General features: G+C 47.5%; 30 protein-coding genes. All 30 read left to right on the top strand.

Features of this window, described 5'->3' with window-relative positions; translation table 11 throughout:
• Positions 1-26: 26 nt before the first annotated feature.
• The 30 genes from hslU (at position 27) to OF158_RS06950 (ending at position 26,975) form a co-directional block, all read left to right on the top strand.
• Positions 27-1,445, top strand: a complete 1,419-nt coding sequence (hslU, locus tag OF158_RS06805) for an ATP-dependent protease ATPase subunit HslU (RefSeq protein WP_014095459.1) — start codon at positions 27-29, stop codon at positions 1,443-1,445.
• A 114-nt stretch (positions 1,446-1,559) separates the two neighbouring features.
• On the top strand, positions 1,560-2,339 hold the full coding sequence (codY, locus tag OF158_RS06810) for a GTP-sensing pleiotropic transcriptional regulator CodY (protein WP_014095458.1): 780 nt from the start codon (positions 1,560-1,562) through the stop codon (positions 2,337-2,339).
• A 389-nt stretch (positions 2,340-2,728) separates the two neighbouring features.
• A complete protein-coding gene (gene flgB, locus OF158_RS06815; protein ID WP_014095457.1) occupies positions 2,729-3,118 on the top strand; it encodes a flagellar basal body rod protein FlgB in 390 nt (129 codons plus the stop codon).
• Position 3,119: 1 nt separating this feature from the next.
• Entirely contained in the window at positions 3,120-3,569 is a 450-nt protein-coding gene (gene flgC, locus OF158_RS06820) for a flagellar basal body rod protein FlgC (RefSeq protein ID WP_013859084.1), read from the top strand.
• A gap of 36 nt (positions 3,570-3,605) precedes the next feature.
• Positions 3,606-3,917: a flagellar hook-basal body complex protein FliE gene (gene fliE, locus OF158_RS06825; protein WP_017551517.1), complete on the top strand. Its 312-nt coding sequence runs from the start codon at positions 3,606-3,608 to the stop codon at positions 3,915-3,917.
• A gap of 151 nt (positions 3,918-4,068) precedes the next feature.
• Complete coding sequence (gene fliF / locus OF158_RS06830; RefSeq protein ID WP_014095455.1) at positions 4,069-5,658, top strand: flagellar basal-body MS-ring/collar protein FliF; 1,590 nt, start codon at positions 4,069-4,071, stop codon at positions 5,656-5,658.
• 12 nt (positions 5,659-5,670) lie between these two features.
• Positions 5,671-6,684 carry a flagellar motor switch protein FliG gene (gene fliG, locus OF158_RS06835; protein WP_013859088.1) on the top strand — a complete coding sequence of 338 codons (1,014 nt, stop codon included), beginning with the start codon at positions 5,671-5,673 and terminating at the stop codon, positions 6,682-6,684.
• A 176-nt stretch (positions 6,685-6,860) separates the two neighbouring features.
• A complete protein-coding gene (locus OF158_RS06840) occupies positions 6,861-8,222 on the top strand; it encodes an IS4 family transposase (RefSeq protein ID WP_043052472.1) in 1,362 nt (453 codons plus the stop codon).
• 3 nt (positions 8,223-8,225) lie between these two features.
• A complete protein-coding gene (gene fliH, locus OF158_RS06845; protein WP_225620985.1) occupies positions 8,226-8,966 on the top strand; it encodes a flagellar assembly protein FliH in 741 nt (246 codons plus the stop codon).
• Complete coding sequence (gene fliI / locus OF158_RS06850) at positions 8,963-10,288, top strand: flagellar protein export ATPase FliI (RefSeq protein WP_014095452.1); 1,326 nt, start codon at positions 8,963-8,965, stop codon at positions 10,286-10,288. Before fliH ends, fliI begins: the two co-directional genes overlap by 4 nt.
• The gene (gene fliJ, locus OF158_RS06855; protein WP_013859091.1) at positions 10,285-10,719 is read left to right on the top strand and encodes a flagellar export protein FliJ; all 435 of its coding nucleotides are present in this window, start codon (positions 10,285-10,287) and stop codon (positions 10,717-10,719) included. The genes fliI and fliJ overlap by 4 nt, the downstream gene beginning before the upstream one ends.
• A 22-nt stretch (positions 10,720-10,741) precedes the next feature.
• Positions 10,742-11,365 carry a MotE family protein gene (locus OF158_RS06860; protein WP_014095451.1) on the top strand — a complete coding sequence of 208 codons (624 nt, stop codon included), beginning with the start codon at positions 10,742-10,744 and terminating at the stop codon, positions 11,363-11,365.
• 32 nt (positions 11,366-11,397) lie between these two features.
• Positions 11,398-13,515, top strand: coding sequence for a flagellar hook-length control protein FliK (locus OF158_RS06865; RefSeq protein ID WP_035181767.1), 2,118 nt, complete (start codon positions 11,398-11,400; stop codon positions 13,513-13,515).
• Between the two features lie 9 nt (positions 13,516-13,524).
• Complete coding sequence (gene flgD, locus OF158_RS06870) at positions 13,525-14,163, top strand: flagellar hook assembly protein FlgD (RefSeq protein WP_035181765.1); 639 nt, start codon at positions 13,525-13,527, stop codon at positions 14,161-14,163.
• An 11-nt stretch (positions 14,164-14,174) separates the two neighbouring features.
• Complete coding sequence (locus tag OF158_RS06875) at positions 14,175-14,630, top strand: TIGR02530 family flagellar biosynthesis protein (RefSeq protein ID WP_035181763.1); 456 nt, start codon at positions 14,175-14,177, stop codon at positions 14,628-14,630.
• 27 nt (positions 14,631-14,657) lie between these two features.
• On the top strand, positions 14,658-15,422 hold the full coding sequence (gene flgG, locus OF158_RS06880) for a flagellar basal body rod protein FlgG (RefSeq protein WP_035181761.1): 765 nt from the start codon (positions 14,658-14,660) through the stop codon (positions 15,420-15,422).
• A gap of 39 nt (positions 15,423-15,461) precedes the next feature.
• A complete protein-coding gene (locus OF158_RS06885; RefSeq protein ID WP_017554476.1) occupies positions 15,462-15,677 on the top strand; it encodes a flagellar FlbD family protein in 216 nt (71 codons plus the stop codon).
• Positions 15,674-16,096: a flagellar basal body-associated protein FliL gene (fliL, locus tag OF158_RS06890; RefSeq protein WP_013859098.1), complete on the top strand. Its 423-nt coding sequence runs from the start codon at positions 15,674-15,676 to the stop codon at positions 16,094-16,096. The genes OF158_RS06885 and fliL overlap by 4 nt, the downstream gene beginning before the upstream one ends.
• Positions 16,097-16,201: 105 nt before the next feature.
• The gene (gene fliM, locus OF158_RS06895) at positions 16,202-17,203 is read left to right on the top strand and encodes a flagellar motor switch protein FliM (protein WP_035181760.1); all 1,002 of its coding nucleotides are present in this window, start codon (positions 16,202-16,204) and stop codon (positions 17,201-17,203) included.
• Positions 17,193-18,311 (top strand): flagellar motor switch phosphatase FliY, encoded by a 1,119-nt coding sequence (gene fliY, locus OF158_RS06900; RefSeq protein ID WP_017551523.1) that lies wholly within the window; start codon positions 17,193-17,195, stop codon positions 18,309-18,311. Before fliM ends, fliY begins: the two co-directional genes overlap by 11 nt.
• A 15-nt stretch (positions 18,312-18,326) precedes the next feature.
• Positions 18,327-18,689, top strand: a complete 363-nt coding sequence (locus tag OF158_RS06905) for a response regulator (protein WP_014095443.1) — start codon at positions 18,327-18,329, stop codon at positions 18,687-18,689.
• Between the two features lie 24 nt (positions 18,690-18,713).
• The gene (locus OF158_RS06910; protein ID WP_035181759.1) at positions 18,714-19,397 is read left to right on the top strand and encodes a flagellar biosynthetic protein FliO; all 684 of its coding nucleotides are present in this window, start codon (positions 18,714-18,716) and stop codon (positions 19,395-19,397) included.
• The gene (fliP, locus tag OF158_RS06915) at positions 19,390-20,055 is read left to right on the top strand and encodes a flagellar type III secretion system pore protein FliP (RefSeq protein WP_014095441.1); all 666 of its coding nucleotides are present in this window, start codon (positions 19,390-19,392) and stop codon (positions 20,053-20,055) included. The genes OF158_RS06910 and fliP overlap by 8 nt, the downstream gene beginning before the upstream one ends.
• A 14-nt stretch (positions 20,056-20,069) precedes the next feature.
• Positions 20,070-20,339 carry a flagellar biosynthesis protein FliQ gene (fliQ, locus tag OF158_RS06920; protein WP_014095440.1) on the top strand — a complete coding sequence of 90 codons (270 nt, stop codon included), beginning with the start codon at positions 20,070-20,072 and terminating at the stop codon, positions 20,337-20,339.
• 3 nt (positions 20,340-20,342) lie between these two features.
• A complete protein-coding gene (gene fliR, locus OF158_RS06925; RefSeq protein ID WP_017551524.1) occupies positions 20,343-21,122 on the top strand; it encodes a flagellar biosynthetic protein FliR in 780 nt (259 codons plus the stop codon).
• A complete protein-coding gene (gene flhB / locus OF158_RS06930; protein WP_017551525.1) occupies positions 21,119-22,201 on the top strand; it encodes a flagellar biosynthesis protein FlhB in 1,083 nt (360 codons plus the stop codon). Before fliR ends, flhB begins: the two co-directional genes overlap by 4 nt.
• 31 nt (positions 22,202-22,232) lie before the next feature.
• A complete protein-coding gene (gene flhA, locus OF158_RS06935) occupies positions 22,233-24,275 on the top strand; it encodes a flagellar biosynthesis protein FlhA (protein WP_014095437.1) in 2,043 nt (680 codons plus the stop codon).
• Positions 24,272-25,399, top strand: a complete 1,128-nt coding sequence (gene flhF, locus OF158_RS06940; RefSeq protein ID WP_035181758.1) for a flagellar biosynthesis GTPase FlhF — start codon at positions 24,272-24,274, stop codon at positions 25,397-25,399. The genes flhA and flhF overlap by 4 nt, the downstream gene beginning before the upstream one ends.
• Positions 25,396-26,256, top strand: coding sequence for a MinD/ParA family protein (locus tag OF158_RS06945; protein ID WP_014095435.1), 861 nt, complete (start codon positions 25,396-25,398; stop codon positions 26,254-26,256). The genes flhF and OF158_RS06945 overlap by 4 nt, the downstream gene beginning before the upstream one ends.
• A 59-nt stretch (positions 26,257-26,315) precedes the next feature.
• Positions 26,316-26,975 carry a CheB methylesterase domain-containing protein gene (locus tag OF158_RS06950; protein WP_014095434.1) on the top strand — a complete coding sequence of 220 codons (660 nt, stop codon included), beginning with the start codon at positions 26,316-26,318 and terminating at the stop codon, positions 26,973-26,975.
• Positions 26,976-26,981 lie beyond the last annotated feature (6 nt).

Genomic DNA, 26,981 nt, shown 5'->3' on the forward strand with positions numbered 1-26,981 from the left:
TATATTTCCATAAAGGAGTGAGCGGATTGGCCAACACGTTTAGAAAAACAAACAGTTTGACACCAAGGCAGATTGTTGAGCGCCTGGACCAGTATATTGTCGGCCAGAAAGAAGCAAAGCGGGCTGTTGCCGTGGCGCTCAGGAACCGTTACAGAAGAAGCCTACTGTCTGAAAAAATGCGGGAAGAAATTATTCCGAAAAACATTTTGATGATCGGGCCGACCGGTGTCGGAAAGACGGAAATCGCAAGAAGAATGGCACGGCTTGTCGGTGCCCCGTTCGTCAAAGTAGAAGCCACGAAGTTTACGGAAGTCGGATATGTCGGCCGGGATGTGGAGTCGATGGTACGCGACCTTGTCGAGACGGCTGTCCGGCTTGTAAAAGAGGAAAAAATGAACGGCGTGCGCGATCAGGCGGAGAAAAATGCAAATGAACGCCTCGTCGATTTGCTTGTCCCGTCGCGGAAGAAGCAAGGGAATTTCAAAAACCCGTTTGAAATGATTTTTGGCGGCGGCGGGCAGCAGGACACGGCACCGGATGAAGAGGAGGAAGAATACTCCAAAAGGGAACAGAAACAGCGTATACGGGAAAAGCTCTTAAACGGTGAACTGGAAGATGAACCGGTTACCGTGGAAGTGGAAGAGCAGGCTTCGTCCATGTTTGATTTGTTCCAGGGTTCCGGCATGGAACAAATGGGCATGAGTGTGCAGGACGCGCTTGGCAATCTGCTACCGAAAAAAACAAAACGGCGGAAATTGCCGGTCAGGGAAGCAAGAAAAGTGCTTGCACAGGATGAGGCACAGAAACTGATCGACATGGACGAAGTGACCCAGGAAGCCATTTTCCGGGCAGAACAAACCGGCATTATCTTCATTGACGAAATTGACAAAATTGCCTCCAAAAACGGGAACGGGTCCCAAGCGGACGTATCGAGGGAAGGCGTCCAGCGGGATATTCTGCCGATTGTCGAAGGATCGACGGTTGTCACAAAATACGGCTCCATTAAAACGGATTATATTTTGTTTATTGCTGCCGGCGCTTTTCATATGGCAAAACCGTCCGATCTGATCCCCGAACTGCAGGGACGATTCCCGATCAGAGTGGAGCTTGAGAAACTGACCGTCAGCGATTTTGTCAAAATTCTTGTCGAGCCGGATAATGCCCTGGTAAAACAATATATTGCATTATTGGAAACAGAAGGTATACAAATAGAATTTTCTGACGAAGCTATTACCAGAATTGCTGAAATTGCTTTTGAAGTGAACCAAAATACCGATAATATCGGGGCGAGAAGACTTCATACCATCATGGAAAAACTGCTTGAAGATCTGTCTTTCGAAGCACCGGACATCCATTTGGAAAAAGTGTCCATCACCCCGCAGTATGTGGACGAAAAGCTCGGTGCGATTTCACAGAACAAAGATTTAAGCCAGTATATTTTATAACCGTTTTGAAAAATCGGATAAGGGTAGACGTGTAATGAAGGCTTTCTCTCTTTTGCGGCAGGTCCCGGCAATTCAATGCAGTTCAAATACCGAATCAATCTAGGAGGAATGGAAATGAGTTTGTTAGATAAAACAAGGAAAATTAATTCGATGTTGCAAAAAGCAGCCGGACGTCCGGTGAATTTTAAAGAAATGGCGGAAACGCTGAGCGATGTGATTGAGGCCAATATTTACATCGTCAGCCGCCGCGGGAAATTACTCGGTCTCGCCATCAACCAGAAAATTGAAAACGAGCGGATGAAACAAATGTTTGAAGACCGCCAGTTTCCGGAAGAATACACGAACAGCCTGTTTAACATTACGGAAACCTCATCCAATTTGACGATTGAAAGTGAGTACACGGCATTTCCGATTGAAAACAAAGACCTGTTTGAAAAAGGCCTGACAACGATTGTTCCGATCGTCGGCGGCGGGGAAAGAATCGGTACGTTGATTCTGGCTCGTCTTGAGCGGGAATTCGATGACGAAGATCTTGTTTTGGCAGAATACAGTGCGACGGTTGTCGGCATGGAAATCCTCCGCGAAAAAACAGAAGAAATTGAAGAAGAAGCGCGCAGCAAAGCGGTCGTGCAAATGGCCATCAGTTCTTTGTCCTACAGCGAGCTGGAAGCCATTGAGCATATTTTTGAAGAATTAAACGGGAAGGAAGGCCTGCTTGTCGCGTCCAAAATTGCGGACCGCGTTGGCATTACCCGCTCTGTCATCGTGAATGCGCTGCGTAAACTGGAGAGCGCAGGGGTCATTGAATCCCGTTCCCTTGGCATGAAAGGGACCTATATTAAAGTATTGAATAACAAATTCCTCGTTGAACTGGAAAAAGTCCGTTCTAACTAACGGATAAGCTTTACGGCAATTTGCGCCAAAAAAGGATACGATTCGTATCCTTTTTTTTATTGGTATTTAATTTACCATAAAAACACATAAATACCAATATATAGATACTGATAAAATTTAAGGAAATCCGACCTTCCAATAGTGTTTCCTAGTAATTGTAAATTTTTGTAATCCTAGGTGTATTAAGGTGCTTGAAAAATTTTTCGGCATCTTTTTCGCGGTGTGGGAGTAAGGGATTAATCCAAAAGTCCTACTATCAAAAAAATTTTTTTGTGATTTAAGAATATGTTCATTTACAGCCCGTTATGAAATAATTAAAATAAAAAATAGCAAACAATTTGTCGTATAAAAGAAAAAAATGTCAAGTTTATGTAATGAGGTGTCCATTGATGAGTCTCTCTTCCAATACGTTGCGGTCGCTTGAGCATGCATTGCAGTATGCTTCGCTCCGACAGAAAGTGATTTCAAACAATATTGCCAATGCGGATACACCGAATTATAAGGCGCAGGATGTCAGTTTTAAAAATGTGCTGGAGGATTCGGTCAATGCCATTTCAGCGACCCGGACCGACCCCCGGCACTTCCGTTTTTCTGCCGGGGATTCAAGTTCAGAAATCGTGACGGAATCCGGCACCACTTACAACAGCAATGGCAACAGTGTTGACATCGATACCGAAATGGCGAACCTTGCCAGCAACCAGATTTATTACGAGTCACTGATTGAGCTCGAAAAGGGAAAGCTCTCATCCTTATTAAATGTTGTGAGAGGAGGACAGTAAGATGTCCATGTTCACCGGAATGAACATTTCTTCTGAAGCCTTATCGGCACAGCGCCTGCGGATGGATGTCATCTCTTCCAATATTGCGAACGCTGATACAACAAGAGATACGTATGTAAATGGGAAATGGCAGCCATACCGCCGGAAAGAAGTGGTACTTGCTGCAGGAGGCGGTTCTTTTGCCTCCATATTTCGTTCGAAACTCGGAATGCAGGGTGCTGGGTCCGGCGTCCAGGTGGCCGGCATTGTCGAAGATAACAGCGATTTTAAAAAAGAATACAATCCGGATGATCCTGATGCGGATGCAAACGGATATGTGACAAAACCAAATGTGGATCTTTTAACGGAAATGACCGGTATGATCAGCGCCACCCGCTCGTATGAAGCCAATGTCACGGCGCTGAATGCTTCCAAAGCGATGCTGATGAAGACGCTCGAACTCGGCCAATAACAGAGAAAATTCCGCATATGAAAGGAGGGGAATGATGTGTCTGTTCAATCAATCAGTCAGACGCCGTTCGCAAGTTTGAGCGGGCTGTCGCCAAAATCAGCAGGCGCCGCTTCGTCCGCTAACGGCTCCGTTTCATTTTCGGACCTGCTGAAGCAGTCTGTCAATGAACTGAACAAACAGCAGAACCATTCCGACACCTTGATTACAAAACTATCGAACGGCGAAAATGTGGACCTGTACCAGGTAATGGTCGCCGTACAAAAAGCAAACCTTTCAATGCAGACGGCGCTCGAAGTCCGAAATAAAGCAGTCGAAGGCTATAAAGAAATGATGCAGATGCAAGTGTAACGTTCTGATCCGGCGTACATAAAAGCCGTTTCCCGGCCGTAACGCCCGGATCCTTTCCGTCTGCCCTAAAGGCGAAAAGGATGCCGGAACGTTTGCTGTCCGACTGTTCTATTGATGAAACACCGTGAATTTTTTATCCCGGGGGATAATGATGAATGAAAAGTTAAAACAATCTTTTCAAAACCTGAAGGGGTTTTGGAAAAGCAGGAGCAAGAAGCAGAAAACAATCGGCATATCCGCCGTTGCCCTTATGCTGGTACTTGCTGCCGGAATCACTTATTTTATGACAAAAACAAAATACGCGCCGCTCTACAGCGGGCTGGATGTCTCCGAAACAGGATCCATCAAGGACGAACTGGACCAGGAAGGCGTACCGTCCAAAATCACGGATGGTGGCAAAACGATCGAAGTGCCTGAAGACCAGGTGGACGATTTGAAAGTCACATTGGCTGCAAAAGGGCTGCCAAAGACCGGCAGCATCGACTATTCTTTTTTCAGCCAGAATGCAAAATTCGGGATGACAGACAATGAATTTAACGTCGTAAAGCTCGATGCGATGCAGACGGAACTGGAAAATCTGATTGAACAGATGGACGGCGTCGAAAAAGCAAAGGTGATGATCAATCTTCCGAACCAAAGCGTCTTCGTAGCCGACAGCCAGGCAAAAGCTTCCGCATCGGTTGTCCTGACGTTAAAACCCGGTTATGAATTGGACCAAAACCAGATAAAAGCCGTTTACAATCTTGTTTCAAAAAGCGTTCCGAATCTTCCTACCGATAATATCGTCATTATGAACCAGAATTTTGAGTACTATGACTTAAATTCTTCAAATTCTTCCGGAAATGCTTATACACAGCAGCAGGCGATCAAAAAACAAATTGAACGGGATATTCAGCAGCAGGTGCAAACGATGCTTTCCACACTGATGGGTGCAGGAAAAGCGGTTGTCACCGTTACAGCGGATATCGATTTTACGCAGGAAAAACGCGAGGAAGATCTCGTTGAACCGGTTGATAAGACGAATATGAAAGGCATTGAAATCAGCGCCAAAAAAATCCAGGAAACATACCAGGGTACAGGCGCAGCAGCCGGAACGCCATCTGGCAGTACAGATTCTGTCGGCTCTTCGTATGTATCCGGGTCGAACGGGAACGGGACGTATTCCAAAACAAGTGACACGATCAACTACGAAGTAAACCGGATTAAACGGAAAATTACAGAGAGCCCGTACAAAATCCGCGATCTCGGCATAGAAGTCATGGTCGAGCCGCCGGTCAGAACAAAACGGTCTTCCTTGCCCGCTTCCCGGTTAAAAGATATTAAATCGATGCTTTCTACGATTGTCAGAACGTCGATTGACAAGTCAAGCGGCACAAGGCTGACCAATCAAACGGTTGCCGATAAAATCGCAGTTTCCGTCCAGCCATTTGCAGCCAATGCGCCGGAGAAGGCGAAAAAAGCTTCGATTCCGTGGTGGGTATACGCGATTGGCGGAGGTTTGCTTCTCGTGATAGCCGGGCTCATCTTCTTCATGATCCGCAACAGAAGGCGGGCCGCTTCGGAGGCTGAAGAAGAGATGGCGGAAGAAACGCCGGAAAAACCGGCACCGCCCCGCATTCCGGACGTAAATGAGGAACAGGAAACCGACGCTTCAGCAAGGCGGAAACAGCTTGAAAAAATGGCAAAGGAAAAACCGGATGAGTTTGCGAAACTATTGCGGTCATGGCTTTCCGAAGAATAGGAGGGAAACAAGATGGCAAGTAAAGAAAAAACGTTATCCGGCAAAGAAAAAGCAGCCATTCTCTTGATTTCTCTCGGCCCGGACGTATCGGCATCCGTCTACAAACATTTAACAGAAGAAGAAATCGAAAAGCTGACGCTGGAAATCTCAGGCGTCAGAAAAGTCGACAATGAAACGAAGGAAAAAGTGCTGACCGAATTTCACCATATTGCTTTGGCACAGGACTATATTACCCAGGGCGGAATCGGTTATGCCAAAATGATTCTCGAAAAAGCACTCGGCCCGGAACAGGCGGCATCCATCATCAACCGGCTCACTTCATCGCTGCAGGTGCGCCCGTTTGATTTTGCTAGAAAAGCAGATGCGGCCCAGATTCTGAATTTTATCCAGGATGAACACCCGCAGACGATCGCCTTGATTCTGTCCTACCTGGATCCGGAAAAAGCCGGGCAGATTCTTTCCGAGCTTCCGCCTGAAATGCAGGGGGACATTGCCAGAAGAATTGCCTTAATGGAAGGCACATCCCCTGAAATTATCAGCGAAGTGGAAGCCATTTTGGAAAGAAAGCTGTCCGCGACGGTGACACAGGATTATACGCAGACAGGCGGGGTGGAATCCGTTGTCGAAGTGTTGAACGGGGTCGATCGTACGACAGAGAAAACGATCCTTGACTCGCTGGAACAGAAAGATCCCGAACTTGCCGAAGAAATCAAAAAACGAATGTTTGTATTTGAAGATATCGTCACCCTTGACAATCGTTCCATTCAGCGCGTCATCCGCGAATGCGAAAATGAAGACCTGCTTCTTGCACTGAAAGTCTCAAGCGACGAAGTAAAAGAAATTATTTTCCGCAATATGTCGCAACGGATGGCCGATTCCATGAAAGAAGAAATGGAATATATGGGCCCGGTGCGGCTGCGTGAAGTCGAAGAAGCCCAGTCGAGAATTGTGTCCATTATCCGCAGGCTGGAAGACAGCGGCGAAATCATTATCGCAAGGAACGGAGGCGACGACATCATTGTCTAATATTATTAACTCAACTTTCGCACCTAGAAAATCATAATAAATTCAGTGCTGGCTAATGTCTATTACGTCTCAGATACAGCACTTGACAGTAAAATTAATATATGAAAAAACACCTCTACTTTTGGTATAGTTGATTTATCGAAAATCACTACCAAATAGAAGAGGTGTCTCCTACTATGATAGCGAAAAACAGCCTGAATAATCAACTACCAAATGAAATAAAATCAACATTTAAAGAGTTGAATATGTTGAAACACTTGCGAATCGCCGGTATTACGAAGTCCTTTGGTTTTTCTTGTGCCTACATTTTTCAATTGATTTTTTGTATGATCTTTGAAAACAAAAACTGGTTCAGGATGTTGGAAAGTAAGAAAGCTACAGACATTCCAGCCAAAGATACCGTTTATCGGTTTCTCAACCAATCAACGTTCAACTGGCGTCGTTTCCTCCTTTCACTGGTTGCCTCAGTGATTGGAAAAGTTTCGAAATTGACACGTCATGACCGTCCGAAAGTATTGATTTTAGATGATTCATCTTATGACCGGAACCGAAGCAAACACGTTGAGCTTCTGGCTCGCTGCTTTGATCATGCATCTCAAAAAATGCGTTTTTACAAAGGATTCCGCATGTTGACATTAGGATGGTCTGATGGCGCAACATTCCTACCCGTTGACTTCTCATTATTGAGTTCGAAAAAGAGCCAGATCAACGGCATATCCGAAAATATCGATAAACGCAGCTCCGGTTATAAGCGCCGAAAAGAAGCATTACAAACGGCACCAGAACAGATTCCTGGCATGATTGCCCGGGCGATGAATTCTGGTATCGATGCTTCCTATGTTCTAATGGATTCGTGGTTCACCCAACAACCTCTCATCAAGGAGATTACAGAACAAGGTCTTGACGTAATTGGTATGGTCAAAAAATTAAAACAACGCTATTTTGTCGATGGTAAGCGTGTTAGCCTAGATGAATTGTATCGTCTAGCTAAACCGACTAGTGGAAAGAAAGGAATCTTGCGTTCCATCCATACAACGCAGGCCAATGGCGTGCCAATTAAAGTTGTCTTTGTTCGCAACCGCAACAAGAAAAGCGACTGGTTGGCGATTTTGAGTACAGACTGTACACTGAGTGACCAGGAAATCATCCGTATTTACGGGATGCGTTGGGATATTGAGGTTTTCTTCAAAACAACAAAGTCCCTATTAAAACTACAAAAGGAATTCCAGAGTCGTTCATATGACGCGCTTATCAGCCACACGACCATTGTGTTTGCAAGGTATATTGTCTTGTCATGGCAAAACCGTTGCAGTGTAGATGACAGAACATTAGGTGGCATGTTTTATGAATTATGTGATGAAATAGATGACCTTGATTGGGCTGTTGCATTGCAGCAGTTAGTCGAGATTCTTGAAGATACTCTGGATAAAAGTAATAAGAAAATTCAACAACTGATCAAAAGTCAACTACAACAATGGATTGCGGGTCTGCCGAATTATATCAAGGTATACCTACCTGTTTCAGTCTGCGAAAGTTGAGTTATTAAAACAAAGCAAGATGCAGGTGTTGTTTCCAAAATGCGCGTAATCAGCGTGCGCCGGCTCCCGGCTTTGCCCGAAGAAACGGGAGATGCAACCGCTGTGAAAGAGGATATTTTCGCAAAATATCAAACCGAGGCAGAGCGCCTGCTTTTAGACAGTCAAAAAGAAGCAGAAGCAGTACGCCGGCAAATTGCCGAAGAGAAAAAACAGTGGGAGCAGGAAAAAGCAAAGCTCACCGAACAAGCACAGCGCCAAGGGTTTGAAGCCGGTTATGCAGATGGCCGCAAGGAAGGGTTTGAAAGCATCCGCGACCATTTAAACGAGTCCATTGACATCGTCAACCGTTCCAAAGAGGCGTTCAAAAAACATTTAGAAGCATCGGAAAAAGATATTTTGGAAATTGCGATGAAAGCAGCGGGGAAAATTTTGCAAGACACACTTGAAACATCCCCCGAAAAAATGTTTGCCATCGTAAAAAACGTATTAAAAGAAGCGACTGGGTATAAAGAAGTCGATCTCCATATCCATCCGGGGCAGTACGCCTTCGTCATGGACAACAAGGAAGAACTGGATGCCCTCTTCCCGAACGATACAAAATGCTATGTCTACCCGGATGATTCGCTTGAACCGTACCAGGTCTATATTGAAAGCGGCAGCGGCAGGATTGATGCAAGCATTGACAGCCAGCTGTCTGAACTTAAGGCAAAGCTTTTGGAACTGATCGGGGAGGATGCGGAATGAAAGCAACCGATCTCTTAGACTATATACCCGAAATTGGGACGTTTAAACATTACGGAAAAGTAAAAAGAGTGATCGGCTTAATGATCGAATCACTCGGGCCGGAAAGCTCCATCGGTGACGTCTGTTATATTCATGTGGATAACAAAAAAAATACGAAAAAAATCATTGCCGAAGTTGTCGGGTTCCGTGACGGGAATGTTATTTTAATGCCTTATACGAACATCCAAGAAATTTCTCCCGGCAGCCTTGTGGAAGCAACAGGGAAACCGATGCGGGTGAAAGCAGGCCCACGGCTGTTGGGGAAAGTCATTGATCCTTTGGGCGTGCCGCTCGACCATTCCCCGCTTCCCGCCGGCCTAAAACCGATTCCGATCGACCGGACGCCCCCCAACCCGCTCAAGCGCCCGCCGATCAGGGAACCGATTGAGCTTGGCGTCCGCGCGATCGACAGTCTGCTGACGGTTGGAAAAGGCCAGCGGATCGGCATATTTGCTGGAAGCGGCGTCGGCAAAAGCACCCTGCTCGGCATGATTGCACGCAACACAAATGCCGATCTGAATGTGATCGCCCTAATCGGGGAGCGGGGCAGGGAAGTAAGGGAATTTATTGAACAAGATCTCGGCCCTGAAGGTTTAAAAAAGTCCATTGTTGTCGTGGCAACAAGCGACCAGCCGGCATTGATGCGGATTAAAGGCGCCTATACAGCAACAGCGATAGCGGAATATTTCAGGGACCAGGGGCTAAATGTCATGTTTATGATGGACTCGGTTACCCGGGTCGCGATGGCCCAGCGTGAAGTCGGACTGGCAACGGGGGAACCGCCGGCTACAAAAGGATATACCCCGTCCGTTTTCGCGATTTTGCCGAAACTTTTGGAAAGGACCGGAACAAATGAGTCCGGCACGATTACCGGGATCTACACCGTGCTTGTCGACGGGGATGATTTGAATGAACCGATTGCCGATACGGTGCGCGGCATTTTAGACGGGCATTTTGTTCTGGACAGGGATTTGGCAAATAAAGGGCAATACCCGGCTATCAATATTTTAAAAAGCGTTAGCCGACTGATGAGCCAACTTGCCAGTCCTGCACACAAAAAAGCCGCAGAAAAGATTCGCGAACAGTTAAGCACTTATTTGAATTCAGAGGACCTGATCAATATCGGCGCTTATAAACCGGGCGCATCAAAAGAAATTGATGAAGCGATCGAACGCTATCCGAAAATCGTTTCTTTTATCAAACAAAGCACCGACGAAACCTATAGTATGGAAAGCAGTATCCGGGCTTTAATCGGACTTGCGGAAACGGGTGAGTGGGCATGAATTATCATTATAAATTCGAGAAAATCCTTGATGTCAAAGAAAAGGAAAAAGACGAGGCGCTCAGTGCATACAAAAATGCGGTACAGGCATTTGAAAATGTGGCCCGGGAGCTGTACGCGCTTTTGAAAAAGAAAGAAGACCTGGAAGCCCACCAGGCTGAAAAAATGAAAGCGGGCCTTTCCGTCCAGGAAATCCGGCATTACCGGCGGTTTATTGATGATATTGAAAAATCAATCCATTATTATCAGAGCCTCGTCATGAATGCACGAAACCGGATGAACTGGCATCAGCAGAAACTGCAGGAGAAAAATATAGAAGTCAAAAAATACGAAAAACTGAAAGACAAAGATTATGGCCGTTTTCTGATGAAACTGAAAATACAGGAAGAAAAGCAGGCAGATGAAATTTCAACCCAGACTTTTTATCACTAAAGCCTGAAAACCGGGTGATGTTATGCGCAAACAAATGGAAGAAATCGAGACAGCAGCAGAAGAAAAAAAAGGCGGTAAACTGCAGTGGTTTTTTTACGTGATCCTGATTCCGCTACTGTTTGCCACCGCGATGGCGATCATTATCGCTACTATCTCGGGTGTCAATGTGATCAGTAAAGCATCGGGCCTCGCCCATCAGGTGACCGGGATATTTGGCACAGGCGGGAATGAAAAAGGGAAGAAGCAAAGCGGCACGTTCAGTGAAACACAGTATAAAAGCCAGATCCGTTCTTTACAAAAACAGGCGTCAGAAAAAGACAAAGAAATCAGCAAGCTGCAATCCGAACTGGACAAAAGCCAACAGAACAATTTGAAAATGAAACAAACCGTCTCTGATCTGAAGCAGCAATTGAAGAAAGCCCAGCAACAACAGGCAGCCAATCAGAAAAAATTAAAAGAAATCGCAAGCACCTATGAAAATATGAATCCGGAAAATGCGGCTGCCATTATTCAAAAAATGAGCGATCAGGAAGCAACGGGGATCCTTTCCCAGCTCAGTTCGGAAACATTGGCGAACGTCCTTGAAAAAATGAGTGCCGATAAAGCAGCAAAATACACCCAAATGCTCGGGCGTACAGGATCATAAGCCATCCATTAAACTTGAAAGGAGGTGAAAACATGAATGTAAATTCGGCTCTTCAGGCTGTACCATTTTCTCCGCCAAGTACGCAAACGGCTGGCGCACAGCTGCAGACGCAGCCATCCGGGTTTTTTCAGCAATTGAGCCTTGCCGGCCAGGACAGCGGCCGGATGCCGGAAAACGAGGAGGCAGTGGATGTTTGCCAAAAGCTTCAACAAAGGATTGTCGCGGTTTTAACGGAAAAGGCCGGGGCAACGGAACAGGCTAGAGAAGATGGAAGCCAGGAAGAAGGGGCTGATATGCAGACCATTTCCGCTCTTTTCAACCGGCTGGTGCGGTTTGCCGGCGCTGAAGACGAAAACAGCAAAAAAAAGATACAAGAAACAAAAACGGCCATCGAAACAGGCGATGCCGCAGCTGCCATCATGAATATGGCGCAAATGCTCGCCTCCATGCCAGTCCCGTCTTTAATAAAGCTCGGACTTGAAGATGCGGAAACATTGCTCAGGCAGGTGGGGGCTGTTCTAAAAACGTTTCCCGAAAATACAGCAGCAGGCATCAACATGATGCAGACAACGGAACAATTAGCCCAGTTGTCCGAAAAAATCGGCCGTTTTCTCAAGGCCATTTCAGCAGATGCGCTAAACGCGGGGCAGACGGTTTCAAGCGCGCCGCAACAGCCGGGCATTGCCGTAAAAGAAGAAATATTAAAAACTGCTTATTTGCATTTATCCGGCGGAAAGGCGGATCCATCGCTGTTTAAAAAAGCACCTGTTCTTCCTTTATCTCCAGCTGCCGCGGCTCTAGGAATGGCTTCCAATCCGGATCATGCCAACTCGGCGCAAAATGGACGGGAAAGTAACCAGGTATTGCTTCAAAACGGCCCAGTTTCTGCAAATGGGGCGATTCCGGAAATGAACGAAGCGGTATTGCCGGCAAATGAAAGAAGCGAACCGGCTGCTGCAGGCACGGGCACCACCGGAACAGCACTGCTACAAACAGACAACAATGAAGTGACGGAAGCCTTATCAAAGGATGGCCGCTCATCCCGGCAGGAAGGGGTGCCGTTTAGTCTGGCAGCAGAATCCGTCGCCGCGGATGAAAATGCTGGGAATCCGGCTGCAAAACCGCTGCAGGCGGGTACTTCAGGAGCGGACGCGCAAAATGGCAAAGCAGCGATTCGGGGCAATGCGCCAAGTGAAAGCAGGACAGGCGGGCCATTGCAAAATCAGGCGCCCAGTGTGCAAACGACCGCCCATCCAGAGGCAAATACCGGGCAGCCTGCAGATGGCAGCCAGCTCAAGGCACTAAAAGCAACGGCTGATGAGGTGCAGGCCACTGCAAGCCAGCATATTGAGCTCATGGAAGACGGGATACCGGGAAGCAACGGCAGGGTGAAGACGCAGGCAACAGCTGGTGAAAATGGCCGGATTGCTGTGCCAGGCCAAAATGCGGGTCCCCAGCAGGAAAACGGAAAACTAGAAGACAGCAGCCGGCATGCCGCATTGGATTTTTCCCGGGAAATCCAGCAGACAGGACAATCCGGAAACGATAGCACCGAAGATGGATTGGCAAACGGATGGGAAACCGGAAAAAGAAGCCCTGTTGCGCATAACAGCAGCCATCTTCAAGCAGCAGAAGAAATAAACGGGAACGGCAATACAGCCCCGGCATTTTCACTCTCGGGCAAAGTGGAACAGCTCGTCCTTTACACCGGCGAAAAACATAATCCGGTTTCGTACCGGCAGTTTGTCCAGGAATTCGCCAATATCATTCAAAAGGCGGCCTATTCCAGCCATAAAGGCGCAAACAGGCTGTTGATCCGGCTTGAACCTGAAAACCTCGGTTCTTTGCGCGTGGAATTGCTTGAGCAGGACGGAAAACTGGCAGCAAAGATACTGACAGACACTGGTGCGGCAAAAGATTTGCTTGATTCCCAGCTGCAGCAGCTTAAACATGCTTTGGCAGGCCAGCAGGTCCAGTTAACAAAAATGGATATTGAATACCGTGACACAGCGGCACAAACCGCCCACGGCCAGCCCGGGGACAGCGGGGGCCGCGAACAACGGCAACAGCAGCAAAAGCGGCGGGAAAACCCGGAAGCGGGACATTTTTCAGCCATGTTGGAAAACAATATGATTGATGCGGAAGCGTAGGTGAATGACATGACTTCTATTGACCCGAGCCTGCTGTTGAGCAATCAAAATACAGCTTCCGGCACGCGTACGGGAAGCAAGACGCTGGATAAAAATGCTTTTTTGAAAATATTGATTGCCCAGCTTCAAAACCAGGACCCGACCAACCCGATTGACGACACGCAATTTGTATCGCAAATGGCGCAGTTCTCCTCATTGGAGCAAATGACGAATTTGAAAGACGATATCGACAACCTGATCAAACTTTCGCAGCAATCGCAGCAAATTGCGTATACACAATATATCGGGAGAACGGTTTCCTGGAAAAAAACCGAAACAGCTGATGACGGGACGGCATCCGTTAAGTCGGGAACCGGGACGATTACCGGCATTTCATTCGGTGATGACAATGCGGCCACCTTCACCCTGGATGACGGGACGAAAATCAGTTTTTCCGATATGACAGGGATAGACAGCAGCACTTCAAATGAAGCAGCACTGATTCAGGCAAGCTATTTAATTGGGAAAAAAGTGACCTATACAAATGATGCAGGAGAAGAAGAAACAGCTTCGGTCAGTACCGTTGCCATCCAAAACGGCAGCCTGGTTTTTACACTTGACAACGGGAAAAAAGCCGCAAGCGGGCAGCTTACGAAAATTGCAAACTAGGAAGTGATTGAATGGATCAATCCTATCCGTCCATTCCATTGCAGCGAACCGCGCCTATGCGTTCTCTTAATGGAACGCAGAAATCCGGCCAAGGAAAAAACCAAACCGGCCATTTTTCGGATTATTTGCAGCAGGCATTGTCCGGGCAGTCTGAACCAGCCGCATTAAAAATCAGCAAACATGCCGGCGAAAGGCTGCAGGAACGGGGGATTGAACTGGACGATTCCACCTGGAAACAGATCAGCACAAAGGTGGCGGAGGCAAAGAAAAAAGGGCTGGATGAGACACTGGTCCTGGCAGATGATGCCGCGCTGATCGTCAGCGCAAAAAATGCAACAGTGATTACTGCAATGGACCGGAGTGAAGCCGGTTCCCAAATTTTCAGCAATATTAACGGCGCCATCATTTTAGAATCACCGGCCGGACCGGAAGGAAGGCCGCAGCTGCCGAATGACAGACGCAGCTGAAAACAAAAATGGAGAGGGGTTAATGCAATGTTACGTTCATTATATTCAGGTGTAAGCGGCATGAAAAACTTTCAAACAGAACTTGATACCATCGGAAACAACATCGCAAATGTGAATACTTACGGGTACAAAAAAGGGCGTGTGACATTTAAAGATGCAATCAGCCAGACGCTGGCCAGCGCTACGCCCGGCACAAGCGCCCAGCAGGTTGGCCTTGGGTCCCAAATCGGTTCAATTGATACCGTTGATACTTCAGGAAGCCCGGAATCAACGGGGCGTCCCCTTGACTTTGCGATTACAGGGGACGGATACTTCAGGGTACAGGATGGAAATGACACGTATTATACGCGTGCCGGCAATTTTTACTTTGATGATAACAGAAGGCTCGTTAATTCAGAAGGTTTTGCTGTGCTGGGCACAAATGGACAAGCAATCACCCTTGGAGCAAATGTAAAAAGCTTTTCAGTCGCAACGGATGGAACCATTTCCGATCAGAATGGCAATACAATCGGGACAATCAGCATTGCCACTTTCCAGAATCCTGCCGGGTTGACAAAAGCCGGCGGCAATTTATACACCACTGCGAATTCCAATGCGGGCCAGGTGACAGTAAGCCAGCCGGGACAGAACGGTGCAGGCACGATCAAATCCGGCTATCTTGAAATGTCCAATGTCGACCTGTCGGAAGAGTTGACGAATATGATCGTAGCAGAACGCGGGTTTCAGGCGAATACAAGAATTATCACGACATCCGATGAAATTCTGCAGGAACTTGTCAATCTGAAACGATAGGGGGAAGGGGGCCAGGGCTTTTCGCCCGGCCCGCACAATGTGATTGAAGTGACAAAATTAAACGGCAGGGCATTCTGGATTAACGCCATTCATATTGAAACGGTGGAAAGCATGCCGGATACAAGAATCATCCTGACAAACGGCCACGCCTATATTGTCAGGGAGTCGAGCAAAGAAATCGAGCAAAAAGTGACCGCCTTTTTCCGGGCTGTTTCTTTGCTTGGAAGAAATGCCGGGGAGGAGGGGCCGGAATGAATAAAATGGTGCGGATCATGCTTGTGATGATTTCCGTCATTTTACTGGCCGGCATCATCACCATTGTCGTCATTTATAAGTCGAACGAAGCAACAAACGCAACAGGGCCAAATATAGATGAAGTTGTCGACTCTTCCGTTGACATTGACACGATGACAACCAATCTGAAAGACAACCACATTGTCCAGATTGCCATCAAAATTGAAGGAAACGATAAGAAAGCAAAAGAAGAACTGACAAAAAGAGATTTCCAAATCAAAGACATCATGATTGACGAGCTGTCAAATATGAACATGCAGGATTTGCAATCTGAGCAGGGGAAGCAAAAGTTTAAAACAGACATAAAAAACCGGTTAAATAAAATGATGCAGGACGGCGAAGTTGTAAATGTATATATTACTTCCTTTGTTATCCAATAAAAGTATGCCGCCTGCCGGATCAAGGGCAGATTGCAGCAAAAAGGCAGTGCCGCAGCAGGCAGTCCGGCCCCTGTGCCTGTATGTATACAAAGGGGGTGGATAAAGTTGCCGGAAGATATTTTATCGCAGTCTGAAATTGATGCGCTGCTATCCGCCCTGTCAACGGGGGAAATGAATGCGGAGGAAATAAAAAAAGAGGAAACCCGGAAAGTCAAAGTATATGATTTCAAGCGGGCGCTCCGGTTTTCAAAAGACCAGATCAGAAGCCTGACAAGAATTCATGAAAACTTCTCAAGGATTCTCACAACCTTTTTATCTGCCCAGCTCCGGACTTACGTGCAGATTTCGGTTGCATCGGCTGACCAGATTCCGTATGAGGAATTTATCCGTTCGATACCGAAAATGACCCTTCTGACGGTTTATGAAGTTCCCCCGCTTGACGGGAATATTATTATGGAAATTAACCCGAACATTGCCTACACGATGATGGATCGAGTGCTGGGAGGGTACGGGGAAAGCATCAATAAAATTGACAAACTCACTGAGATTGAAAAGAAAATCATGACGAGAATTTTTGACCAGACCATCGACCAGTTAAAGGAAGCGTGGAGTGAGATCATCGAGATCAATCCCTTTCTGACTGAACTGGAAGTCAATCCGCAGTTTCTGCAGATGATTTCTCCGAATGAAACCGTGGTCGTTATTTCTCTCAACACGACAATCGGCGATACAAACGGCATGATCAATTTATGCCTGCCGCAAGTGGTGCTTGACCCGATGATGCCGAAATTGTCCGGGCATTATTGGATGCAGCACGCCGGAAAGGAACCGGATCCGGACAATATCCGCCTGCTCGAAGAAGGCATCAAGGAGGCAAAAGTGCCGCTCACCGCCGAACTGGGGACGGCAACGGTAAAAATTGAAGACTTTCTGAATTTAGAAATTGGCGACTGTATACGGCTGAACCAAACCATTGAAGAGCCGTTGGTTGTCAAGGTGGATAAAATTCCGAAATTCATCGGGCAGCCAGGCAAGCAAGGCACTAAAATGGCTGTCCAAATCCTTGATATCATAGAGGAAGGGGAAGAAGAACAGTATGAGCGATGATATGCTGTCGCAAGAAGAAATTGATGCCCTTCTTAACGGCACTGCAAATCTGGAAGACGCAAGCGCCAAAGATTCCCTCCGTGTGGAAGATTATCTCGATTCCATGGAAAGGGATGCGCTTGGGGAAATTGGTAACATTTCGTTCGGGAGCTCTGCGACGGCATTGTCCACCCTGCTTTCACAAAAAGTTGAAATTACAACGCCTGAGGTCAGCATTGTCCGGCACGACAAACTGGCGGATGAATTTCCGCATCCTTACGTGGCCATTCAGGTGAAATACACGGAGGGCTTTTCCGGCGTGAATGTGCTCGTCATTAAACAATCCGATGCCGCCATTATTGCCGACTTGATGCTGGGCGGAACCGGCGAAAATCCGAGCAGCGAACTGGATGAGATCCATTTGAGCGCGGTACAGGAAGCGATGAATCAGATGATGGGTTCTGCCGCTACCTCGATGTCTACGGTTTTTAATAAAAGAATCGATATTTCCCCGCCGGCCGTTTCACTTTTAAATATTTTGGAAGGCGAAGGCACGGACAAGCTTCCGGACCAGGATTTGCTTGTGAAAGTCTCGTTCCGGATTATGATCGGGTCATTAATCGATTCGCAGATCATGCAGCTGTTGCCGCTTTCGTTTGCGAAAAAACTGGCGCGCGATCTCATTCATCCTGAACAACCCGCCGAAGCTGAAAAAAAAGCAGAGGAAAAGCAGCCGGATCAAAATATGCGCGGCCATGCTGCGGAAAAACCGGCTGAGCCTGCTCAAAATGCAGCAAAACAGGAGATGTACCAAAATGTGCAGCCAGCTGTTTTTACGAGTTTTGAAGAAACAGCGCCGCGCGTTGAAACGAAAAATCTGGACATGCTCCTTGATATCCCGCTTGAAGTGACTGTTGAACTGGGCAGGACATCGAAAACAGTAAGGGAAATTCTTGAGATGGGCGCCGGCTCCATTGTGGAACTGGACAAGCTCGCCGGAGAACCCGTGGATATTCTCATCAACCATCAGTTAATTGCCATTGGGGAAGTGGTGGTGATTGATGAGAACTTCGGTGTGCGTGTGACAGATATCGTGAGCCAGAAAGACCGGCTGAAAAAACTGAGATAATGGGGGAAGATCCAAATGGCAAAGAAAATTTTGATTGTAGATGACGCTGCGTTTATGCGCATGATGATTAAAGACATTCTGACAAAAAACGGATATGACGTTGTCGCTGAAGCGGGAGACGGCGCACAAGCAATCGAAAAATATAAGGAACACCGGCCGGATCTTGTGACAATGGATATTACAATGCCGGAAGTGGACGGGATCAGCGCGCTGAAGGAAATTAAAAAAATCGACCCGGATGCAAAAGTCATCATGTGTTCGGCAATGGGCCAGCAGGCGATGGTCATTGATGCCATCCAGGCCGGTGCAAAAGACTTTATCGTCAAACCGTTCCAAGCTGACCGTGTAATTGAGGCCATCCAAAAAACGCTCGGCTGACGATGCCAGGAAGGTGACAATGATTTGCAAAGCCAAGTGACGAAGGGGCTTTTGCTGTTTGGGATTCTGCTGTGCCTGCTGTACGGGTTTTCGGCACCCGGCAATGCCCTCGCGGCTTCTTTTAACGGAAATGTGAAAGAATGTATCGACCATCCGAAACAGTGTCAAAAACAAACGGACGGAAAATCCGAAAGCCAGGCTACACAATCGGAAACGGCAAATCCGGCGGTAACCTTCGGGGATATTGCGCGGATGATCCTCGCACTTATTTTCGTGATTTGTTTACTATACTTTGTTTTAAAATTTGTCAACAAAAGAAGCCGTGCCTATCAAAGCAGTAAAATGATACAGAATTTCGGCGGCACGCCTTTGGGCGGAAATAAGTCGCTGCAAATTGTAAAAGCGGGCGACAGGATTCTTATTTTAGGTGTCGGGGACGATGTGCAGCTTGTCAAAGAAATTGATGACGAGGAAGAGGTCAGGCAGTTCGTTGACCAGTACAATCAAAAGCTCGAGGAGCAACTGGAACCGCGCGATATTGCGACAAGGCTCATAAAAGCGGTGAAAAACAGGGAAACTGGGGCAAAAACAGAAGCAACCCCGTTCGGGCATTTGCTGAAGTCGCAAATTAGCGCGATCAGGGAGGAGCGGGCGCAGGCGATGAAAGAACTGGAACAAAGGGAGAAGGAGAAACAGAACGATGAATGAGTTGTTGAATACATTAAGCAGCACATCCGGCGATACCGTTTCCCTTTCGGTCAAAATCCTTTTGCTTATGACCGTTCTTTCATTGGCACCGAGCATTTTAATCCTATTGACTTCTTTTACGCGGATTGTCATTGTCCTGTCTTTTGTCCGGACTTCGCTCGGCACGCAGACAGCCCCACCGAATCAGGTGATCGTAGGCCTTGCGCTGTTTCTGACGTTTTTTATCATGGCTCCGACGTTTCAACAGGTAAATAAACAGGCGCTCACGCCGTTGTTCCATGATAAACTGACGCTGGAAGAGGCTTATGACAAAGCCCAGAAGCCGTTTAAGGAATTTATGGCGAAAGAGACCCGGCAGAAAGACTTGCAGCTGTTTTTGGATTATGCCCATAAAAAGCAGCCTAAGTCGGTGCAGGATATTCCAATGACAACCCTTGTTCCGGCATTTACAATCAGCGAATTAAAGACGGCTTTTCAAATGGGCTTCATGATTTTCATTCCTTTTCTTGTCATCGATATGGTCGTGGCAAGTGTCCTGATGTCGATGGGAATGATGATGCTGCCGCCTGTGATGATCTCGCTGCCTTTTAAAATCTTACTGTTTGTGCTCGTGGACGGATGGTATCTTGTTGTGAAGTCGCTGCTTGAAAGTTTTTAAAGAAGGTGAATGGATTGAGTGAGGAAATGGTCATTTCACTGGCCGAAAAAGGCATCATGGTGACCTTTATGGTCTGCGGTCCGCTTTTATTGATTGCGCTTGTCGTCGGTATGATTGTCAGTATCTTCCAGGCTGCAACGCAAATCCAGGAACAGACGCTGGCATTTGTCCCGAAAATTGTTGCGGTGCTGCTCGGCCTTGTACTGCTTGGCCCGTGGATGCTAAGCCACATGCTTACATACACAAAAGAAATTTTATCCAATTTAACACAATATATAGGTTAACATATGGATGAACTGATTCCGTCATTCAGCATATTTTTACTCGTTTTCATTAGGGTCACCACTTTTTTTATCATGATGCCGTTATTTTCCCACAGGAGCGTACCGGCCCGGTTCCGGATCGGCCTTGGCTTCTTTTTGTCCGTCCTTGTGACATACACGATCCATGCCAAACCGTTCACCATGGATGGCGCCTATTTTATGCTGATGATTAAAGAAGCACTTGTCGGCCTGCTGCTTGGCTTTGTAGCCTATTTCATTTTGTCGGCCGTGCAATTGGCCGGTACGTTTATCGATTTTCAGGCAGGGTTTTCCATGGCCAATGTGATTGATCCGCAATCAGGGGCGCAAACGCCGCTTACCGGGGAATATTTGTACAGTTTTGCGCTGCTTTTATTGCTTTCCCTGAACGGGCACCACCTGCTTTTGGACGGGATTTATTACAGCTATTCGTTTATCCCGCTCGATCAGGCATGGGTCCATCTCGGGTCTTTCAATCTCGCAAAATATTTGGCAACCCTTTTGGCCCGTGTGTTTCTCGTCGCTTTTCAAATGTCGGCACCTGTTGTCGCCGTCCTGTTTTTAACGGACATTGCGCTTGGCATCATCGCCCGGACCGTACCGCAGCTTAATATTTTTGTGGTCGGCTTTCCGGTCAAAATTGCCGTTAGTTTGATCGCGCTGGCGGTGGCAATGGGCACGATTTATATCGCGGTTGAACATTTGTTTGAATGGATGTTTGTTGCGATGCGGAATTGTATGGCACTGTTGGGGGGATCCGTTTGAAGCACCTCTCACTCGATTTGCAGTTTTTCGCAGGGGAGAAAACAGAAAAGGCAACGCCGAAAAAGCGGCGTGATGCCCGCAAAAAGGGGCAGACAGCCAAAAGCCAGGATATCGTAACGGCTGTCATGCTTCTTGCGGTGTTTCTGTTCTTGTATTTCGGGGCCTCCTCGATCGGAAGCCCGATGATGGCACTCTTTCGCCAGGCTTTTTCAAAATATATGCTGCAGGATGTCACGGAGCAAAGCGTTGGCAAATTGATGACCGGCGTCATGAAACAGCTGGCTTCGATGCTTTTGCCGGTTATGGCCGTTGCCCTTTTGGCCGGCGTGGTCGGAAATGTGGCCCAAACCGGCCTCCTTTTTACCGGTGAAGGGCTGAAACCGAATATAAACAAAATCAATCCCGTCGCCGGATTAAAACGGATTTTTTCGATCCGGGCGCTTGTGGAATTGTTAAAATCCGTTTTAAAAATGGCGGTGGTCGGCGTTGTTGCTTTTTACGTCATTTGGGCCAATATCCAGGATATTTCAGGCCTGCCGTTTAAAAGCGCGGGCGATACGCTGGCTGCAGTCGGGCATCTCGCCGCCATAACCGGCATCAGCGCTTCTGTTGCCCTGTTTGTGCTCGCCGTTCTTGATTACTTGTACCAGCGTTTCGATTTTGAAAAAAATATCCGGATGTCCAAGCAGGAAATCAAGGAAGAATTTAAAAATATGGAAGGCGACCCGCTGATTAAATCAAAAATCAGGCAAAAGCAACGCGAAATGGCGATGCGGAGAATGATGCAGGAAGTGCCGAACGCCGATGTCGTCATTACGAACCCAACGCATTTTGCCGTCTGCCTCCGCTACGATGAAACAAAGAGCGATGCGCCCATCGTTGTGGCAAAAGGAGCGGACTTCCTTGCCCAAAAAATCAAATCGATCGCAAAAGAGCATGACATTGTCATGCTGGAAAACAGGCCGCTGGCAAGGGCGCTTTATGAGCAGGTGGAAGTTGGCGGACGCATTCCGGAACAGTTTTTTAAAGCAGTAGCGGAAATTTTGGCGTACGTATACAAAATCAAGCATAAAATTTAAGCTTTTTCATGCAAGTTAGGAGAGAAACCGTATGAGTGCAAGAGATTTGAGAGATATTCCCGTGATCGCAGGTGTCATTTTAATCGTCACTATGCTAATTATCCCTTTTCCGACATGGGCATTGAGCTTTTTAATTATATGTAATATTTCTCTTGCATTGATGGTACTTTTAATCTCAATGAATATGAAAGAGCCGCTTCAGTTTTCCGTCTTTCCGTCATTGCTGCTCATTTTAACCTTATTCCGGCTCGGGCTGAATATCTCAACCACCCGCTCGATCCTTTCCACCGGCAATGCCGGCGGGGTCATTGAGACGTTCGGATCGTTCGTTGTCGGCGGCAACATCGTCGTCGGGCTAGTCGTCTTTACGATTTTGATTATTATCCAATTTATTGTGATTACAAAAGGCGCTGAACGGGTGGCTGAAGTCGCGGCCCGGTTCACGCTCGATGCGATGCCGGGCAAGCAAATGAGCATTGATGCGGACTTGAATGCCGGCATGATATCCGATCAGGAGGCGCGCGCTCGCCGGGAAAAAGTCAGCCGGGAAGCAGACTTTTACGGCGCGATGGACGGTGCCAGCAAATTTGTCAAGGGCGATGCGATTGCCAGCATCATTATCGTTCTCATTAATCTTATCTTCGGGATCATTATCGGCATGACCCAGCTCGGCCTCTCCATTAGTGATGCCGCGAGCCAGTTTTCGCTGATGACCGTTGGCGACGGCATTGTCAGCCAGGTGCCGGCTCTGCTCATTTCGACAGCAACCGGGATCGTGGTCACGAGGGCGGCATCAGACGGCAATCTTGGCCAGGACGTAATGGCGCAGATGCTGTCCTATCCCAAAATGCTATATGTCGCGGGCGGCACGATCTTTCTGCTCGGCTTGTTTACGCCGATTAATGATTTTTTAACCATGACGGTGGCAGCGGCGCTGTTCATCGGCGGTTTCCGGCTCCAGCAAGTCCCGAAAAAGACGGAACAGGAAAGCGCGGAGAAAGCGGAAGAACTCCAGCCTGAGGAATTGAAAAGCCCGGAAAGCGTCATGAGCCTGCTCGATATTGACCCGATCGAATTCGAATTCGGCTACGGCCTGATCCCGCTTGTGGATGCCAACCAGGGGGGCGATTTGCTTGACAGGATTGTCATGATCCGCAGGCAGCTCGCCATCGAACTCGGCATTGTCATTCCGGTTGTCCGGATCCGCGATAATATCCAGCTTGAGCCGAATGAGTACCGGTTGAAAATTAACGGGAATGAACTTGCCAAAGGCGAGCTTCTTCTCGACCATTATTTAGCGATGGCGCCCGGCGAAGATGACGGCTCCGTTGAAGGTATTGAGACGGTCGAGCCGGCTTTCGGAATGCCGGCAAAATGGGTGACGGAAGAACAAAAAGAACAGGCGGAAATGATGGGCTATACGGTCGTGGACCCCCCGACGGTTGTCTCGACCCATATTACGGAAACGATCCGGCAAAACGCGTATATGCTGCTCGGAAGGCAGGAAACAAAAGCGTTGATTGACCATTTGAAAGAGTCGTACCCGGTGCTTGTGGAAGAGGTAACACCGAACCCGTTGTCCGTCGGCGAGATCCAAAAAGTGCTGGCGAATCTTTTGAAAGAAAATGTTTCCATCCGAAAACTGCCGATTATCTTTGAAACGTTAGCCGACTATGGTAAATTAACAACAGATACCGATTTGCTGACGGAATACGCCCGCCAAAGTCTCGCGCGGCAAATTACGGCGCAATATGCGCAAGACGGGCAATTAAAAGTCATCACCGTTTCGGGGAAAGTAGAGAAATTGATTGCGGATGGCATCCAGCGTACGGAACATGGCAATTATCTTTCCCTGGACCCGTCCGTGTCGCAAAAAATTGTGGAATCCGTTGCACAGCAGGTTGAGAGGGTATCGCTTACCGGCAGTTCCGCGGTCATCCTTTGTTCGCCTGCCATCCGCATGTATTTGCGGCAAATGATTGAACGGTTCTTTCCTCAGGTGCCGGTTCTTTCCTATAATGAACTGGAAGCAAACGTTGAGGTACAAAGCACAGGGCTGGTGAACATAGAATGAAAATTAAAAAGTTTATGGCGCCCAATATGTCTGAAGCAATGAAACAGATCCGGCTTGAGCTTGGGGACCAGGCCGTCATTTTAAATTCAAAAGTGGTCCAGCGCAAAGGCTTTCTTGGATTTATGAAAAAGCGGAACATCGAAGTAATTGCAGCCGTTGACCCGGATGCCGGGAAAAACAGCCCGGTACAAACGGCCCCTGCCCGTGGTGAAAAACCCGCGCGTGCGCCGGATGCCTCCGTCCGTTCAGAAAAAGAAAGCCTGCAAAAAGAAATCGCAGCGCTGAAAAAAGTGGTCCAAGAAGTGTCGAAACTTGCCAATCCCGCTTACCAAAAGTATCCGCTGCCGGTTCAAAAACGATTAAATGCTGGTTCGCAACAAGGGCTGGATGAATCGCTGTTGCTTGTGATCGGAGATGCCCTGTATGAAGAATGGGAGAAAGCAAACGGCAATCTGACGGAAGACGAAATTTTAAAGCAGGCGAAGGCACTGCTTCAAAAAAAGCTTTCTCGTTTTACATACGGGGGAAGCCGGAAAAAGTACGTGAACCTGATCGGGCCAACCGGTGTCGGCAAAACGACGACACTCGCCAAAATGGCTGCACAGGCCGTGCTCGAAAAAAAGGAAAAAATTGCTTTCATTACAACGGATACGTATCGGATTGCAGCGATTGAACAATTAAAAACGTATGCAAACCTGCTGAATGTGCCGCTCGAAGTGGTCTATAAATTGTCCGATTTCAAAAAAGCGATCGAAAAATTTTCCGATTTTGACCGTGTTTTTATCGATACCGCCGGCCGGAATTACAGGGAGCTGCAATATGTCCGCGAGCTTTCAGGACTCATCGATTTTCATGCGGAAATGGAAACCTTTCTGACGTTGTCGTTAACGATGAAAGAGAAAGATATGAAAGCCGTTTTTGACAGTTTTCAAAGCATCAGGATTGACCGGTTTATTTTCACCAAGCTGGATGAGACATCCACTTACGGCGCTGCGATCAATTTAATGGAACAGTATGGAAAAGGCTGTGCTTATGTGACAAACGGCCAGGATGTCCCTGATGATATGCTCGAGGCAACCCCCGGTATTTTTGCCGAATACGTATTTGGGGAGAACGACAAATGAGAGACCAGGCAGAACAGCTGCGCGCAAAGTTAAAAATGCAACACGGGATTCCGGCAAAAACGCTTGCAGTCGCAAGTGGAAAGGGCGGCGTCGGGAAGTCCAACATCTCGGTCAATTTGGCAATGGCACTTGCAGAAAGGGGAAAAAAAGTCCTTTTATTTGACCTGGATGTCGGCATGGGCAATATCCACGTCCTTCTCGGGCTTGACGCACCATACACGATCTCGGACTTTATCAACCGGAATATCCCACTTGCCCAAATGATATGCGACGGGCCGGCCGGTATTTCTTATATTTCTGCCGGCAACGGGTTTGCCCAGATTGTCGAGATGGAAGAAGCTGCTGTAACCAGGCTTGTCACAGAGCTCGAACTGCTCCAGTATGATTTTGATTACATCATTTTCGATATGGGTGCCGGCGCCGCGCCATCAAGCCTTAAAATTTTGCTTTCGGCTGATGATATTTTTATTGTCACAACACCTGAGCCGACAGCGATTACCGATGCTTATTCGATGATGAAATATATTTACATGCAGCAATTCAGCGCCCCCCTTTATTTAATTTGCAACCGGGCGGAAAAAGAAAAAGACGGGATGTTGACGTTAAACCGGCTTCAATTTACAGTTAAGAAATTTTTAGGGAAAGAAGTGAACATTCTCGGCGTTGTGCCGGAAGATGCGCATGTAAAAAAAGCTGTATCAAGGCAGCTGCCGTTTTACAGTGCATTTCCACATTCAGCGGCTGCAAGAAGAATCGATGAATTGCTTAACCGCTATGTATCCGGCAATTCGGACGGGCCCAGCCAGCGCGCACCGGTATTTATGCGGAAACTGAGGGGGCTTTTGTTGAAATCTTAAACATGCATGACAATAACAGGGCAATGAAATGACAGTTTTGAAAAACAGGGGGCAGATTTGTGAAATGGGAAAAACGTAAAGGAAGCGAACCGGAAAAAAACACGCAACCTTTGTCCGATCCTGTTCAAAGCGGACGGATAGCACAGAAAAAATTGGTTTGCATCGGAACATCGACCGGAGGCCCGCGCGCCCTGCAAACCGTTCTTTCTTCCCTGCCCGGGAATTTGGAAGCGCCCGTTCTGGTTGTCCAGCATATGCCAAGCGGATTTACAAAGTCGCTTGCCAACCGGCTGAATGCCATTTCAAACATCAGGGTGAAAGAAGCCGAGGATGGCGAAATGCTCAAGCCGGGGGCGGTTTATATTGCGCCCGGGGACTTCCATATGGGCGTGGAGGCGCACGGCGCACATCTCTTTATCCAGCTTGAGCAATCCGCGCCGGTTAACGGGCACAGGCCGGCTGTGGATAAAACATTTGAATCGGTGAGCATGCTAAAAAACTATGAAACACTTGCCATCATCATGACCGGGATGGGTTCAGACGGAACAAAAGGTTTGATCGCCTTAAAGAATCGCGGGCACGTAAGAGCGATTGCCGAAGCGGAAGAAAGCTGCATCGTTTACGGCATGCCGAGAAGTGCCATTGCCGCGAAAGTGGTGGATGAAGTTTTGCCGCTGGAAAAAATTGCGGAGGCAATCATGAAATTTATTAGTGATTAGGGTGTG

The organism is Weizmannia sp. WK01 (assembly GCF_025905465.1).
Taxonomy (GTDB): Bacteria; Bacillota; Bacilli; order Bacillales; family Bacillaceae_C; genus Weizmannia; species Weizmannia faecalis.